This window comes from Enterococcus camelliae (assembly GCF_042685105.1).
Lineage (GTDB): Bacteria > Bacillota > Bacilli > Lactobacillales > Enterococcaceae > Enterococcus_G > Enterococcus_G camelliae.
This window is the reverse complement of sequence record NZ_JBHUMO010000044.1, coordinates 54264-69869: the sequence shown is the minus strand read 5'-3', so window position 1 is coordinate 69869 and position 15606 is coordinate 54264. Positions and strand designations below refer to the sequence as shown.

Here is a 15606-nt window from a genome sequence, read left to right as displayed (position 1 = left end):
TTTATTTGCAGTTTACTGCATTGCATCTCACCAAGAGATAATTGAAGCATTTCAAAAGAAAGAGGAGCTTGCTCCTCTTTCTTTTTTGTTCACATTCAGGTAAATCTGTTTCACATTCATAAAAATGAGACAAATTGTTTCAACAAAATGTCTCATTTTTGTATCAAAAAAGTAAGCGGTTTCTTTTTTGCTAACGAAATATCTCAAAATGAATTTTTTTGGTTTGTAATATAACAAGTGAAATCAGTCATATATCAAGGTTTTATGAACAAAGTATTGTCTTTTCTTTTTTCACAAAAAAAATTGGCATGGGTCTTGCTTATTACTAAAGTGTAAGCGAAAGCATAAAGGAGGGACAATTCATGACAAACTATGACTTAATTGTCATTGGCGCTGGGCCTGGTGGTTATGTTGCAGCAATCAAAGCCGCACAGCTTGGCAAAAAAGTGGCAGTGGTCGAAAAGAACAAAATAGGAGGAACTTGCTTAAACGTAGGCTGTATACCTTCTAAAAGTTATCTTCAACACGCCCATTGGTTACTGTCATTAGAAGAAGGAAAGAAGCATGGAGTTGATACAACACTCAATGCGATTGATTTTCCTAAAATGGTTGATCGAAAAAATGGTGTCGTTCAAACGTTGCAATCGGGTATTCATCATTTATTTTCTAGTAATAAGATTGACTACATTGAAGGTGAAGCATCATTCGTTTCTCCAACAACACTTGAAGTTAGCGGAAAGCAAATTGCCGCAGACAAAGTTTTATTGGCAACAGGTGGCAAACCATTTGTACCGCCAATTAATGGCATTGAAAATGCGCACTATGATACTACGGATACATTCTTCTCAATAACAGAATTACCTGAAAAATTGGTTGTTATTGGGGGCGGAATTATCGCCGTTGAATTAGCATTTGCAATGAAACCACTTGGAGTAGATGTTACTTTAGTAGAAGTAGCGAAGGATATTCTCTTAACTGAGGACCCTGAAGCACGCAAAATTATTAAAAAGAAACTAACAAAGATGGGTATTTCTATTACGACTTCTGCCAAAATTGATCAAGTTACTGAAAAAGCAGTCATTGTAGATGGGAAAACCTTCCCGTATGATCGCTTGTTAGTAGCGGCAGGTCGTAAACCAGATTTGACGTTAGCAGGTCAACTAGCAATTGAATTGGATGAAGCAAAACGGTTTATTCAAGTAAATGATCACTATCAAACGAGCGTACCAACAGTCTATGCCATTGGAGATGTAATTGGAGGCTATCAATTAGCACACGTTGCCAGTCACGAAGGCATTCGTGCTGTGGAAGCAATGTTTGGCACAGCTAAGTTCCCAGTAGACAAAACGTCAGTACCACGTTGCCTGTATACAAGTCCAGAAGTTGCAAGTTTTGGTTTATCAGAAGAAGAAGCAAAAGAACAATTTGATGACGTAGTTGTGAAATCAATGGCTTTCTCTGGTAACGGTAAGGCGATTGCCTCGATGGAAACAGATGGCTTTGTAAAAATTATTAGTGAAAAACAATACCATCAAATCTTAGGAGCAGTCATTGTGGGTAGTCATGCAACTGAGATGATTCACACAATTTTGGCAGTAAAAGAAGCAGAAGGAACAATTGATGAAATCGATGAAATGATTTTTGCTCATCCAACTCTTTCTGAAGTGATTGGTGAAACAAGCAACTCATTATTTGGTCGAGCAATTCATGGTTAATAAGGAGGAAAAAAAAATGACAAAAATGACAAAAGATCAAGCTAAATGGATCCTAAAAACAATGTATGATATCCGTAATTTTGAAAATCAAGTGCATGATATTTTTACAACCGGTGAAATTCCTGGTTTCGTTCATTTATACGCGGGTGAAGAAGCTATTGCAACTGGTGTGTGTGCGCACTTGACAGATGATGACTTTATCACTAGTACGCACCGTGGTCATGGTCACTGTATTGCAAAAGGCTGTGATTTGGATGGCATGATGGCTGAAATTTACGGGAAAGAAACTGGGTTAAACAAAGGTAAAGGCGGATCAATGCACATCGCGGACGTTGATAAAGGAATGCTAGGCGCTAACGGTATGGTTGGTGGTGGCTTCCCAATCGCTGTCGGTGCAGGATTACGGAACAAATATTTAAAAACTGACGACGTAGCAATTTGTTTCTTTGGTGATGGTGCCGCAAACGAAGGAACCTTCCATGAAGGAATTAACATGGCTTCTATTTGGAAATTACCAGTTATATTTGTCAATGAAAACAATTCATTCGCAGAAGCAACGCCTCAATGGTACTCTTCAGGTTCAAAAACGATTGCTGAACGTGCAGCTGCCTATGGAATTCCTGGTGTACGTGTAGATGGTGACGACTTGTTTGCTGTTTATGAAGCAGCTGGTGAAGCCATTGATCGAGCACGCAAAGGAGAAGGCCCTACACTTATTGAATGTGTAACATATCGTAATTATGGCCACTTTGAAGGGGACGAACAAAAATACAAAAATGGTGATGGCGATGAAAAAATCCGCCAAGATCGTGACTGCATCCCTGAGTTCATCGAAAAAGCGATTGCGAAAAAATTATTGACGAAAAAAGAAGCAGATGATATTTCATCAACATCAACTTCAGATATTCAACATGCAACGAAATTTGCAGAAGAAAGCCCTGTTCCTCGTCCAGAAGCATTATATGAAGATGTATTCGTAGACTAATCAGAGAAAAAGGAGAGAAGAAACATGACTAGAAAAATTACTTTTATGAAAGCTATTAATGAAGCCTTAGAACAATCAATGGAACGTGACGACCGCGTTATTTTACTTGGTGAAGATATTGCCGGAGGAGCAAAAGTACCACATTTAGAAGAAAAAAATGAAGATGCATGGGGCGGCGTGTTTGGTGTGACAAAAGGATTAATGCCAAAATTTGGTCGTGAACGTGTTATTGATACACCAATTTCTGAAATGGGTTACATGGGTGCTGCAGTCGGTGCGGCAGCAACTGGTTTACGTCCAGTACCTGAATTAATGTTTAACGACTTTATCGGTTTCTGTTTTGATACCATTTTGGCTCAAGGTTCGAAAATGCGCTACATGTTTGGTGGAAAAGCGAAAATTCCGATGACAGTTCGTACATGTCATGGTGCCGGTGCAAGTGCCGCTGCACAACACTCAGGTTCTTATTATGGAATCTTTGGTTCAATTCCAGCAGTAAAAGTGGTTGTTCCTTCAAACCCTTACGATGCAAAAGGCTTGCTAAACGCTGCTATTGAAGACGACAACATCGTTATTTTCTCTGAAGACAAGACGCTTTATGGATTAAAAGGGGAAGTTCCTGAAGAATACTACACAGTTGAAATTGGAAAAGCAAAAGTGAAACAAGAAGGTACGGATTTAACGATCGTTACGATTGGTAAAATGCTATATGTTGCATTAGAAGTTGCTGACAAATTAGCTAAAGATGGTATTTCTGTCGAAGTCATAGACTTAGTTACTGTAGCACCATGGGATCAAGAAACAATTATTAACTCTGTTAAAAAGACAGGCCGTTTGATTGTAATTGATGAAGCAAACCCACATAACAATACTGCGACAGATATTGCATCAGTTATCAGTGACAAAGCATTCGATTACTTGGATGGACCAATCAAATGCGTATGTGCACCAAATACACCAGTACCATTTGCGACAAACTTAGAACAATTGTATTTACCAAATGCTGATCGCGTATTAGAAACAGCAAATGAATTAATCGCGGACTTAAAGAAATAAGAGGAGGTGGATAGTGAATGGCAACAGAAATTACAATGCCTAAATTAGGGCTTACAATGACAGAAGGAACCGTCGATAATTGGGCGAAAAAAGAAGGCGATGCAGTCGCTAAAGGTGAAGTCGTTTGTACGATTAGTTCAGAAAAATTGAGCTATGATGTAGAATCTCCAATTGATGGAACACTAATCAAAATTTTGGTTGCAGAAGGTGACGACGCTGAATGTACTGCACCAATCGGTTTGATTGGGGATGCAGGCGAACAAGTGGGCGAAACAACCACTGATGCAACTTCGTCAGCCAGCTTAACAGCTGAATGGGAAGCACCAGAAACTGAAGCAGCAAAACCAGCCCCAGCCCCTCAAGCAGCCCCAGCTCCAGAACGAAAAGCAGGCGAACGCATCTTCATTACGCCTTTAGCTCGTAAATTGGCGGCGGAAAAAGGGTATGATATTGCACAAATTAATGGTTCAGGTGGAAATGGACGTATTACGCGTCGAGATGTAGAACGCCATCAACCAACAGCAGCACCAGTTGCAGCAGCTGTGGCACCATCTACTGTTGGTGCAGGATTGAAGGGTATGCGTAAGACAATTGCTGAACGCATGATGCACAGTCTACAAACAACCGCACAAGTAACCATTCAGCAAAAAGCGGATATTACCAATTTACTAGCGTTCAAGAAAGAAATTCAAGCAAAATCAAGTGTTGCTTTGAAAGACGGTCAATTGAGTATCACAACATTGCTTTCAAAAGCTGTTATTCTAGCTTTGAAAGAAACACCAGAAATGAATGCTTGGTATCATGATGGAGCTTACGAAAAACAAGAAGCCGTTCATCTAGGTATGGCAGTTGCAGTAGCAGATGGTTTGGTTGTACCTGTGGTAGAAAACGCTGATCGTATGACGTTAACTGAATTAGGTAAAACTTTAAACAGTCGAATTGCAGAAGCTCGTAATGGTTCACTGGCTGGTCAACATTATACTGGATCGACATTTACAATTAGCAACCTAGGTAAGAGTGGGGCAGAATACTTTACACCGATTATTAACTCGCCAGAAATTGGTATCCTAGGTGTGGGTTCAATGCAAAGTCAACTTGCATTTGATGACAACCATGAAGTTGTTGAGTTGAAGAAATTACCATTAAGTTTAACATTTGATCATCAAATCGTTGATGGTTCACCTGCAGCAGAATTTTTAGGTCGTATTATTTTCTACCTAGAAAATCCGTACAGTTTAGTATTTTAAATCAGTCTAAGCTACCCTGAATGGTAATGTATACCTACTTTCACATGAATACTTTGACCTTTGTCTATAATCAGCAAGGATAGCATAGAAAGATGATGCCCAAGTCAAAGATTGGGTAAAAAAGCTAGAAAAAAACAGGACGTCCGTTTACACGTTTTTCGTGGAGATGGATTTCCTGTTTTTTGCGTAGTTAGGTGAATTTGACCCATATTTTACAAAGTTTCACTAATCGTTTTCCAATACCCGAAACAACATGATACATTTTGTTACATATTGTTTCATTTTTGTGAGAAAAAAATCTTGTTTGTTTCATGAAATGCTTAAAATCAACCTTTTAAAATTTGGCATGTTTTTTGCTTAATAACCAATTGCTTTGTGTTTAGAAAAACACAAAGAATGATTCGATGCATGGAGGTATGTCAAATGAAAGCAGCTGTATGGTATGGACAAAAAGATGTCCGAGTAGAAGATGTAGAAATCAAAGCGTGTGAACCTGATGAAGTTCGTGTGAAGGTAGCTTACACGGGAATTTGTGGTTCAGACTTACATGAGTATTTAGATGGTCCAATTTTTATTCCTGTTGACCAACCAGATCCTTTTACCAAAGGGCAAGCACCATTAACGATGGGGCATGAATTTTCAGGAACAATTGAAGAAGTGGGACCCAATGTGCAAAACGTCAAAGTAGGGGATCGTGTTGCTATTTATCCGACCGTTTCTGGTGAACAAAAACCCGAAGACGTTGATTTGTATGATGGCTACAACTTTATTGGTCTAGCAAGAGATGGTGGCTTTGCTGAATATTGCACAGTACCTGAACATTATGTGTATAAATTGCCAGATGAAATGACGTTTGAAGAAGGCGCCCTTGTCGAACCAACTGCGGTTGCGGTTCAAGCTTGTAAAGAAGGTGGCGTGAAGTTTGGTGACAAAGTCGCAATTTTTGGTGCAGGTCCGATTGGTTGTTTGGTAGCTGCGGCTGCAAAGGCTGCGGGAGCAGTTGAAATTATCGTTTGCGATTTATCTGAAGAACGCTTGGAAAAAGCCAAAGAATTAGGGGCAACCGTCACTCTTAACTCAGGAAAAGTGAATGTTGTAGAAGAAATTCGCAAAATGACAAACGGTGGTGTGGATGTTGCTTTTGAAGTAGCCGGTGTTGAAATCACAGTGAAGCAAGCGATTGATGTAACCAGAGCACGGGGCATGATGGTTATTGTGTCGATTTTTGCTCATGAAATTTCATGGCACCCAATGCAATTAATTAATTCTGGGGTAAAGATTACTTCAACCATCGCTTATACGCGTACAACATTCGAACAAACAATCCAAGCAATTGCTAGTGGTCAACTAACTGTTGATCCGGTAATTACGAAAAAGATTGTACTAGAAGATATTGTTGAAGAAGGATTTGTCCAACTAACCAAAGATAAATCCCAATCCAAAATTTTAGTAGACATTCAAAAGAGAAATTAAACGTATTTCGTGTGATGACCACAGGATATTGAGTAGCTGGTCATCCTATCTAGAAATGATTGGTATCGTTTCTTATGTTTTCAATGCATAAGAAGCGGGCCAATCATTTTTTTGTAGGTATGAATCGAGATGGGATGGAATCAGCTCGAACGACGAGAAAAAATGATTAAACACATAGACAGCGCTAAGTACGATGAAATGAACGATCATGATTGTCTGGAGAAGCGAGGGACTGCTGCTTATGGTAAGATGACAACAGAGGTTTCATATCAATTGGTTTGGATCGGAAACTGGTTGTAGGAAGCACTCATAAAAGAAGGAGGAATCCATTTATGAATAAGCGATTGGTCGTTTTTGGAGGCAGTGGATTCGTTGGTCAAAGCATTGTTAACCAAGCAGTGAGAAAAAATTTTCAAGTGATTAGTATATCGAGGGGAGGGCGACCCAAGCAATATGACAGCTGGATGGATCAGGTGAAATGGGTGGCTGCAGATGTCTTTGAGCCAGCAGAATGGCAAGATCAGCTCATGAGTGGCGATGTTGTGGTTGATGCAATTGGCATCCTGACAGAATCAAAAGCAAAAAAGCAAACTTATCAGAACTACCATTATGAATTAGTCCGCTTAGTCGTTGAACAACTAAATCAAAAAACACCTTCTTTATTTGTGTATATTTCTGCTGCACATGGCTTGCCCTTTTTTAAGGGGTACTTGTATTGGAAAAAACAAGCCGAGGACTTTTTGGCAATGCAATCGTTTCCGGTTAGTATCTTTCGCCCAAGTTTGTTATATGGAACGGGGCGAAAGTACTCAAGAACAATGGCTAAGGCAATAAAAGGGCTCAAGAAACTCCCTTTTCTTCGTGCTTTTTTTGTTGTTATTCAGCCTACATCAGTAGATTTGCTGGCAAAAAATATCGTAGAAACAATCGAAGAGTCGTTGGAGGGGAAAGATGATGCCAAAAGAGAAACTAGCCATTCGTAGAAGAATGATTGGGACAATTCCCATTTTAGAAGTGGTTAATCAAGAGAAAATTTATGAGCCGCTCCCATTTATTGTCTACTATCATGGGTGGCAGACATCAAAGGAGCTAGTATTGACGCAGGCGCGAAAAATTGCCAAAGAAGGATTCCGGGTGGTACTACCTGATGCGTTTAACCATGGTGAACGAAAAATGGATAAATCAGCCATCCCTTCTTTGACGTTTTGGCAAAGTATCCATACGAATTTGTTTGAGTTTGAGTTTATTCTTAACTATTTTGAGAATTTACAGTTAATTGATGGTCGGATTGGCGTTGGGGGAGTCTCAATGGGGGGGATGACGACGTGTGCATTGTTGACCCATCATCCTGAAATCCAAGCTGCCGCATGTATCATGGGGTCGCCCGATTTACAAGCATACAAAGATCGTTTGCAAGGACATGCACGTATGTTCCACTTGTTTTTGCCGCAGGATTACCAAGCGTTGTTGAGCTGGACCAATCTTTATGATTTGGCACAGCATCCGCAGAAATTAGGAAAGCGCCCGTTATTCTTTTGGCATGGAACAGCGGATGAAAAAATCCCCATCAGCCATGTGGAACAATTTGTAAAGCAGCATCCAGAAGAACAGGTAACCTTTGTGAAAGAACGTGAAAAACATCTTGTCAAAGGGCCTACAATGGATTTAGTAGCCGCTTTTTTTAAGGAACAACTTCTTTTATGAGTTCCAGAGAATATGAGCATAAGTGAGCAAGCAAAAAACTCGTTTTTTTTTCGAGTTTTTTTTATAATTCTTGCGTATGAATTTAAGGAGGAGACACAATATATGGACTATCGTGTTTTACTATACTACAATTATACGCAAATTGAAGATCCTGAAAGTTTTGCAAAAGAGCATTTAGCTTTTTGTAAATCCTTGGGTTTGAAAGGACGTATTTTAGTAGCAAAAGAAGGAATTAATGGGACTGTTTCCGGGACAGTAGCAGAAACAGATGCCTACATGGCACATATGTTAGCTGACGATCGTTTTGCGGATACAATGTTTAAAATTGATGAAGCGGAAGGACATGCTTTCCGTAAAATGTTTGTGCGACCACGACAAGAATTGGTGGCCTTGCACTTAGCGGAGGACGTTGATCCGCATCAAATTACCGGCAAGTATTTAGAGCCAAAGGAATTCAAGGAAGCTTTGCTTGATGAAGAGACAGTAGTCATTGATGCGCGCAATGATTATGAATATGATTTGGGACATTTTCGTGGAGCGATTCGTCCGGATATTCGCAACTTCAGAGAGTTGCCACAGTGGATTCAAGACAATAAAGAAAAATTTATGGACAAAAAAGTGGTTACATATTGTACAGGTGGTATTCGCTGTGAAAAGTTTTCTGGTTGGTTATTAAAAGAAGGCTTTGAAGATGTTTCCCAATTACATGGAGGCATTGCGATGTACGGCAAGGACCCGGAAGTTCAGGGCGAATTATGGGACGGAAAAATGTACGTATTTGATGATCGTATCAGTGTTGAAATCAATCATGTTGACAAAAAAGTTATTGGGAAAGACTGGTTTGATGGAACGCCTTGTGAGCGATACATTAATTGTGCCAATCCAGAATGCAATCGGCAAATTTTGTGTTCCGAAGAAAATGAGCACAACCATTTAGGGGCTTGTTGCTACGACTGTGCAGCCAGTGGGAACAATCGTTACGTAATCAAACACCATCTTTCAGCTGAAGAGCGAGCTACTCGTTTAGCAGCCATTGCGCCAAGTGTAATGGCTTAAAAAAAAACAAAAGATTAGTAAAGGAATTGGAGCTTAAGTGTTAACAAGTGGATTATCCGACTAAGATTGATGAATCTTCATTTTTATCATCTGGATGGTTTAACCTGTTGTATCGCTTAAGGTACAATTCCTTTTTTTTTTGAAAGTGTCATTTTAATCAATTTGTGCGATAATTAATTGAAAGGAGATGAGAATATGGAAGAAAAAAAGACATTTCATATCAATGGGTATATCGGCTTGCTAGCGCTTTTTATCATTATAATAGGAGATTGTTATTTATTTTATTTGGGGATTGTGAATGAAAGTTTCTGGCAAGTGGTTTTGAGTATTCTTGTGACGATGGTGGCATTGCTATTTTTGAGTTCATTGACGATTGTCAGTCCAAACCAAGCAAAAGCTATTCTCTTTTTTGGCCAATATTTAGGGACAATCAAGTCAAATGGGTTATTTATTACGACACCACTTACTCAAAAAATGAATGTTTCATTAAAGGTACGAAATTTTAACAGTACGACACTGAAAGTCAACGATTTAGATGGTAACCCAATTGAGATTTCTGCGGTGGTCGTTTTTAAAGTAGTTGATACAGCCAAGGCGTTGTTCGATGTTGACTATTATCAGGAATTCGTGGAAATCCAAAGTGAAACGGCGATTCGGCATATCGCTTCTCAATATCCGTATGATACATTTAATGAAGATGATTTAACTTTGCGAGGCAATACCAATGAAGTATCGGAAAAGCTGGCAGAGGAGTTACAGGAAAGATTGCAGGTTGCGGGAGTCGAAGTTATTGAAACAAGGTTAAACCATTTGGCCTATGCGACTGAAATTGCGAGTGCGATGCTACAAAGACAACAAGCGCGCGCCATATTATCTGCACGTCAAACCATTGTTGAAGGAGCTGTTACCATGACTCAGATGGCATTACAACAAATTCAAGATGGCCAAGACATTACATTTACGGATGATCGCAAAGTACAATTGATTAATAATTTGCTTGTCTCGATTATCACAGACAAGGGAACGCAACCAGTTATTAACACTGGAGATGTCCAAAGTGATCGGAGGAGTGATGGGTGAAAACTCTTTACATGAAACAGAAGGTCTTTTCGATTGGGGAAAAATTCTCGGTCACAGATGAATACCAACGTCCGCTATATGCAATTGAGGGGAGTTTCTTGAAAATCCCAAAAGAATTTCGCATCACAACAACCGACGGACAATCGGTTGCTCGTATTCAGAAAAAGGTTTTTTCGTTCTTGCCAACATTTTACGTCGAATTGGCGGATCGTCAAACAATTGAAATAAAAAAAGAACTAACCTTTATTAAACCCAAATATACAATCTCAATGAAAGACCTTCACGTTACTGGTGATTGGTGGGATATGAATTTTCAGGTTACTAAGGATCAAAAAACGATAGCAACCATTGAAAAGAAATGGGTCAGCTGGGGAGATACGTATGCCATCAAAATGATGGATGAAGCGTTTGAGCAAACCATTGTTTCGTTGGTTGTAGCGATTGACTGTGTAAAGGCGGCTGAACGGAATAATAGCTAAGTAGGAAAACGGTAAAAATGATCTAAAAAGAAAAAAGCCCAAACGAATGAGAAGGTTCTCTGCCAATGAAACTGGCAGAGACAGCCTATGTTAGCTAACATAGGTTGCTGTAAATTCTCATTTGTTTGGCTTTTTTTTGGCATTTTTACATGCTTTGCCCATTTATGATTGTTCCAGGAAGTTCATAAGTTGCATCAAGTTCTTTTTCTGGTGAGTCAATACGGCACAGTAATAAGTCGATGAGTAAATCACTAATCTCATCCAAAGGTTGTTTGATAGTCGCTAACTGAGGGAAAAAATTTTGGACAAATTCCGTTCCATCATAACCAATTAATTTTAGTTCGTCAGGCAAAGAGATGCCTAATTCTTGGCAACTATTCCATACAAGGATAGCCGTCAAGTCATCTGTACAAAACAGTCCATCAAATGAACGATCTTTCAAAATTTGTTGAATCTTTCTTTTTTTCAGCACATAGGAATGCTCAAATGAAGCGAACGAAAAAATGTGTTCCGTTAATTGGTGTTCTTGCAAAAAAGCACAATAGCCTTGTAACCGATTGTTCGTAGGGGAATTCGATGCCAGACTACCAGTAATAATGGCAATTTCTTTGGCTCCTTTTTGATACAAGGCCTCGGTTGCCATGTAGCCGCCTTGAAAGTTATCGCTACCCACAATCGGAATGGAGGTGGCTAATTGACGGTCAAAGGATAGAATGGGTAAATGAATTTGTTCGTATTCTTGGATTCCAAGATTATGAGCTCCAGCGATAATCCCATCCACTTTATTGGCCGCAAGCATTTTTAAATAGCTCCGTTCTTTTTCGCTGTTACTGGCACAATCACAGAGCAATGTCTTGTAGCCACGTGCGAATAATTTGGTTTCAAGGAGATCCACTAATTCTCCAAAAAAAGGATGAGCCACAGATGGAAACAGCAACCCAATCAATTGCGTGTTCTTCCCCTGCAATGAACGTGCAGCGGCATTGGGTTGATAGTTTAATTCTTTCATGGCGGCATGGACTTTATCGATTGTTTTTTGACTGAGTGATCCATAATTGTTAATCACGCGGGAAACCGTGGTTGGTGAGACACCCGCACGTTCGGCAACATCAGTTAGTTTCATAATCAGGCTCCTTTAGTCATCTAAATGAATCGAACGTAGTGGCCATAAAGTAATGTTTTCAGCCTGTGCACCTTTCAACAAAATAGTCGTGTCTGTTTTATCTGGAAAAACACGACTGGTCAATACTTTTTGCCCATCATTGATAAAGATTTCGCAAACGGAACTATCGACAAATATGCGCAGATGTATCGGAAGGTGAGGGGATACTTGGACGCTTCTTTTTGTTCCGAATTCAGGATTTACTTCTTTGGCCATTCGACCTCGATCTAGAATAATCATACCATTTTTTGCATCACAATGAAGATCAAATCCTTTGTTTTGATTGGCAGATGAAAATAAAGTTAAGACACTTTGTTTATCAGTAGGAATCGTCATCTCTAATTCGTAGCTATTTGTATCAGGTTGAAAAAGTACCTCGCCCTTTCGTTCATGACTGGCTAAAGGAGCTTGGCGAAGTAGGGCCAATTCAGTAACAGGTTTTTGATACAACTGCCCATCGATTAGATGGAGTTCACGTACCAAAGAGAGACAATGTGCCCATCCTTCCTTATCAGAAGGGTAGCTTACATCAGGCAATCCCACCCAGCCAATGCTTAAAACGCGTCCATCTGGTGCTTGAAATGCTTGGATAGCATAAAGATCAAAACCGTCGTCTAGATTTTGAAGGGAAGATGGGTGGAGAAGCGTTGCTGTTTCTGCATCAAAGTGGTCTGCAGTGATATACAGATTAGGATAAATATTTTGATAGGCCACTGTCGACTTTGCTAGGCCTTGGGGACAAAAAATGAGTACAGGTTTGTCCTCAAGAAAAACTAAATTTGGACATTCAATCATGTAGCCCATTTGTTCGTTTGAAAACAGCACTTCATGCACAAGCTCCCAATGATTCAGTGTATCACCTTTATACAAAAGGATTTTCCCTTCTTCATTTTCTGTTTGAGCCCCAATCAATAGGTAATACTGATCCTGATAACGAAAAAGTTGGGGATCGCGAAAATGTTGCGTATATCCTTCTGGTGGATTTGCAATAAGAGGGGTGGCTTGTTTTGTTACGTGGAAATCCTTGTCCATCCAAGCCCCCAACTGATAAGCATGACGCGCCCACTGTTGGTCTCGAACATTGCCAGTAAAGGCTAAGAAAAGGTGGTCACCCACGGGGATGGCAGATCCGGAGTAAACCCCATGACTATCATAGCTTGTATCAGGAAGAAGACGTAATTGATCCCGTTGCCAATCAACTAAATTTGTCGAAGACAGATGATACCATGATTTTAATCCGTGAACAGGTCCATACGGATAAGCTTGATAAAACAGATGCCACTTTCCATCAAAGTAAGAAAAGCCATTTGGGTCGTTTAATAACCCAGTTTCTGGTTGGATATGGTAGTGCAATCGCCAATGAGAATTCTGCTGTTGTTTTTTTAAGTTAGGTAGATAGTCTGCGGGCCACTTGGCATAAGCTTGATAGCGCAATTCATCTGTCCATTCAATCGTTTTCTTCATACTTTCCTCCTAAAAATAGAAACCGCATTCTTTTGTTATTAGAATAGCTTTAAATGAGTGAAATGTCAAACGTAACACAAATATTCATTTAATAAATTTATTTATAATAAAGGATTTTACCTTTTTTAAAAGAAAATAAAAAATATTTTTGATAAACGTTTGACATTTTTGAAAAATCAGGTATGATAATGATGAAAAAACGTTTTCAAAGGAGGAGTTCAAATGAATCATAAAGAAGTGGCTCGGCAAGTAGCTGAAGCAGTTGGAAAAGAAAATTTTATCGCGGCTGCGCATTGTGCGACAAGATTACGTCTCGTATTGAAAGATTCCAGTAAAGTGAATCAACAAGCCTTGGATGAAAATGCAGATGTAAAAGGAACGTTTGAAACAAATGGGCAATACCAAATTATTATTGGTCCGGGAGATGTTGATAAAGTCTATCATGAACTTGTCACATTGGTGGGAGTCAAAGAAGCCTCAACGGAAGATTTAAAGGCCGTCGTTCAACAAGGAAAAAAACAAAATCCGTTAATGAATTTTGTGAAAGTGCTGTCAGATATTTTTGTTCCTTTGATGCCAGCGTTAGTAGCTGGTGGTTTGTTAATGGCCATCAACAATGTTTTAACAGCTGAAAAACTGTTTGGTCCGCAATCGTTAGTCCAAATGTATCCCGCAATAACTGACGTTGCATCGATTATTAATTTGTTAGCTTCTGCACCGTTTGCCTTCTTGCCAATTTTGGTGGGCTTCTCAGCAACCAAACGTTTTGGTGGCAATGCGTATCTTGGTGCAGCGATGGCAATGGCCATGGTAATGCCATCATTGGTCAATGGGTATAATGTTGCCAACACAATTGCTGAAGGTACGATGCCATATTGGCATGTATTTGGTCTAAATGTTGCCCAAGCTGGCTATCAAGGATCAGTTTTGCCAGTTCTTGCAGTGGCATATATTTTAGCAACCATCGAAAAATTTCTTCATAAAAAAATTCCAACGGTCCTTGATTTTACATTTACGCCTATGCTAGCTATTATTGTGACCGGGTTTTTAACATTTATCGTGGTTGGACCAATCATGCGAGGAGTCGGTGACGGTTTAACAACTGGCTTGGTTTGGTTGTACAATACAGCTGGACCACTGGGATTAGCGGTACTTGGTCTGTTTTATTCGCCAATTGTGATAACTGGATTGCATCAAAGTTTTCCAGCAATTGAAACAACCTTGATTGCTGATATCGCCAAAACAGGAGGAACCTTCATTTTCCCAGTTGCTTCGATGGCAAATATCGCTCAAGGTGCAGCTGCCTTTGCAGTATTCTTGTTAACCAAGAATGAAAAACAAAAGGCTTTAGCATCCACGGCTAGTGTTTCTGCCTTACTTGGAATTACGGAGCCAGCTATCTTTGGGATTAACTTAAAACTGAAATTTCCATTTTTCTGTGCAATGATTGCTTCAGGAATTGCTAGTGCATTTATTGGTTTTTTCCATGTTTTAGCAGCTGCGTTAGGTTCAGCAGGTGTCATTGGCTTTATTTCAATTGCGAGCGGTGGATACAAAGGATTCGCCATTTCTGCAGTGATTAGTTTTGTTGTAGCATTTGGCTTAACTTATGTCTATGGTCGTAAAAAAATGAATGAACCTTTAGTAGAAGCAACAGATGATGTAGCAGTTGCAATTAATTCTGCTCCAGAGAAGGCAAATGCAGCGGATGAAGTGATTCAAGCGGCTGTTTCTGGTGAGGTCGTTAATCTAAAAGATGTATCTGATCCCGTTTTCTCTTCTGAATTAATGGGAAAAGGAATTGGTATCATTCCAGCTGATGACACGATTTATGCACCAGTTAGTGGGGTGTTGTCTGTTGTCTATGAGACAAAACACGCATTTGGGATTCAATCTGATGATGGCGCGGAGGTATTGTTGCATATTGGGATTGATACAGTAAATCTTGAAGGGGCTCATTTTTCTTCGAATCGCAAGCAAGGAGAAATCGTCAAGCAAGGTGATATTTTAGGTACGTTTGACCGCAAAAAAATAGCTGAAGCTGGCTACGATACAACCGTCATGCAGATTATTACGAATACACCTGCTTATTCTGAGGTTACTGTTATTTCTCATGGAACAGTCACTCATTCTGATGGTATACTAGCCTTAACAAAAGCAACTAATCAGTAAAAATACGTGATGA

13 protein-coding genes are annotated in these 15606 nt (G+C 39.6%); 11 read left to right on the top strand and 2 right to left on the bottom strand.

Annotated features, from left to right (window positions below; translation table 11 throughout):
- The first annotated feature begins 362 nt into the window (after positions 1–362).
- From lpdA to ACFSR0_RS07245, 10 genes are all read left to right on the top strand, one after another.
- On the top strand, positions 363–1715 hold the full coding sequence (lpdA, locus tag ACFSR0_RS07290; protein ID WP_379981377.1) for a dihydrolipoyl dehydrogenase: 1353 nt from the start codon (positions 363–365) through the stop codon (positions 1713–1715).
- Complete coding sequence (locus tag ACFSR0_RS07285) at positions 1708–2700, top strand: thiamine pyrophosphate-dependent dehydrogenase E1 component subunit alpha (protein WP_379981664.1); 993 nt, start codon at positions 1708–1710, stop codon at positions 2698–2700. Before lpdA ends, ACFSR0_RS07285 begins: the two co-directional genes overlap by 8 nt.
- Before the next feature lie 24 nt (positions 2701–2724).
- Entirely contained in the window at positions 2725–3756 is a 1032-nt protein-coding gene (locus tag ACFSR0_RS07280; protein ID WP_379981375.1) for an alpha-ketoacid dehydrogenase subunit beta, read from the top strand.
- A 17-nt stretch (positions 3757–3773) separates the two neighbouring features.
- Positions 3774–5003 carry a dihydrolipoamide acetyltransferase family protein gene (locus ACFSR0_RS07275; protein WP_379981373.1) on the top strand — a complete coding sequence of 410 codons (1230 nt, stop codon included), beginning with the start codon at positions 3774–3776 and terminating at the stop codon, positions 5001–5003.
- Between the two features lie 423 nt (positions 5004–5426).
- Positions 5427–6476 (top strand): 2,3-butanediol dehydrogenase, encoded by a 1050-nt coding sequence (locus ACFSR0_RS07270; protein WP_379981371.1) that lies wholly within the window; start codon positions 5427–5429, stop codon positions 6474–6476.
- Positions 6477–6808: 332 nt separating this feature from the next.
- Complete coding sequence (locus ACFSR0_RS07265; protein ID WP_379981369.1) at positions 6809–7459, top strand: NAD(P)H-binding protein; 651 nt, start codon at positions 6809–6811, stop codon at positions 7457–7459.
- Entirely contained in the window at positions 7431–8180 is a 750-nt protein-coding gene (locus ACFSR0_RS07260; RefSeq protein ID WP_379981367.1) for an alpha/beta fold hydrolase, read from the top strand. Before ACFSR0_RS07265 ends, ACFSR0_RS07260 begins: the two co-directional genes overlap by 29 nt.
- Positions 8181–8282: 102 nt before the next feature.
- Positions 8283–9236 carry an oxygen-dependent tRNA uridine(34) hydroxylase TrhO gene (gene trhO / locus ACFSR0_RS07255; protein WP_379981365.1) on the top strand — a complete coding sequence of 318 codons (954 nt, stop codon included), beginning with the start codon at positions 8283–8285 and terminating at the stop codon, positions 9234–9236.
- A 195-nt stretch (positions 9237–9431) separates the two neighbouring features.
- A complete protein-coding gene (locus ACFSR0_RS07250; RefSeq protein WP_379981363.1) occupies positions 9432–10316 on the top strand; it encodes an SPFH domain-containing protein in 885 nt (294 codons plus the stop codon).
- Positions 10313–10795, top strand: a complete 483-nt coding sequence (locus ACFSR0_RS07245) for an LURP-one-related/scramblase family protein (RefSeq protein ID WP_379981361.1) — start codon at positions 10313–10315, stop codon at positions 10793–10795. The genes ACFSR0_RS07250 and ACFSR0_RS07245 overlap by 4 nt, the downstream gene beginning before the upstream one ends.
- A 145-nt stretch (positions 10796–10940) precedes the next feature.
- On the opposite strand, the gene ACFSR0_RS07240 is transcribed toward ACFSR0_RS07245, so the two are convergent.
- Together ACFSR0_RS07240 and ACFSR0_RS07235 are read right to left on the bottom strand one after the other, a co-directional pair.
- Positions 10941–11924: a LacI family DNA-binding transcriptional regulator gene (locus ACFSR0_RS07240; protein WP_379981662.1), complete on the bottom strand. Its 984-nt coding sequence runs from the start codon at positions 11922–11924 to the stop codon at positions 10941–10943.
- A gap of 6 nt (positions 11925–11930) precedes the next feature.
- Positions 11931–13421, bottom strand: a complete 1491-nt coding sequence (locus ACFSR0_RS07235) for a sucrose-6-phosphate hydrolase (protein WP_379981359.1) — start codon at positions 13419–13421, stop codon at positions 11931–11933.
- 222 nt (positions 13422–13643) lie between these two features.
- Here ACFSR0_RS07235 and ACFSR0_RS07230 point away from each other — a divergent pair, with 222 nt between their 5' ends.
- The gene (locus ACFSR0_RS07230; protein WP_379981357.1) at positions 13644–15593 is read left to right on the top strand and encodes a sucrose-specific PTS transporter subunit IIBC; all 1950 of its coding nucleotides are present in this window, start codon (positions 13644–13646) and stop codon (positions 15591–15593) included.
- Positions 15594–15606: the final 13 nt, after the last annotated feature.

Excerpts from the sequence above, each read along its gene's own strand:
- lpdA (WP_379981377.1), top strand. The coding sequence starts at position 363 with ATGACAAACTATGACTTAATTGTCATTGGCGCTGGGCCTGGTGGTTAT.
- ACFSR0_RS07285 (WP_379981664.1), top strand. The coding sequence starts at position 1,708 with ATGGTTAATAAGGAGGAAAAAAAAATGACAAAAATGACAAAAGATCAA.
- ACFSR0_RS07280 (WP_379981375.1), top strand. The coding sequence starts at position 2,725 with ATGACTAGAAAAATTACTTTTATGAAAGCTATTAATGAAGCCTTAGAA.
- ACFSR0_RS07275 (WP_379981373.1), top strand. The coding sequence starts at position 3,774 with ATGGCAACAGAAATTACAATGCCTAAATTAGGGCTTACAATGACAGAA.
- ACFSR0_RS07270 (WP_379981371.1), top strand. The coding sequence starts at position 5,427 with ATGAAAGCAGCTGTATGGTATGGACAAAAAGATGTCCGAGTAGAAGAT.
- ACFSR0_RS07265 (WP_379981369.1), top strand. The coding sequence starts at position 6,809 with ATGAATAAGCGATTGGTCGTTTTTGGAGGCAGTGGATTCGTTGGTCAA.
- ACFSR0_RS07260 (WP_379981367.1), top strand. The coding sequence starts at position 7,431 with ATGCCAAAAGAGAAACTAGCCATTCGTAGAAGAATGATTGGGACAATT.
- trhO (WP_379981365.1), top strand. The coding sequence starts at position 8,283 with ATGGACTATCGTGTTTTACTATACTACAATTATACGCAAATTGAAGAT.
- ACFSR0_RS07250 (WP_379981363.1), top strand. The coding sequence starts at position 9,432 with ATGGAAGAAAAAAAGACATTTCATATCAATGGGTATATCGGCTTGCTA.
- ACFSR0_RS07235 (WP_379981359.1), bottom strand. The coding sequence starts at position 13,421 with ATGAAGAAAACGATTGAATGGACAGATGAATTGCGCTATCAAGCTTAT.
- ACFSR0_RS07230 (WP_379981357.1), top strand. The coding sequence starts at position 13,644 with ATGAATCATAAAGAAGTGGCTCGGCAAGTAGCTGAAGCAGTTGGAAAA.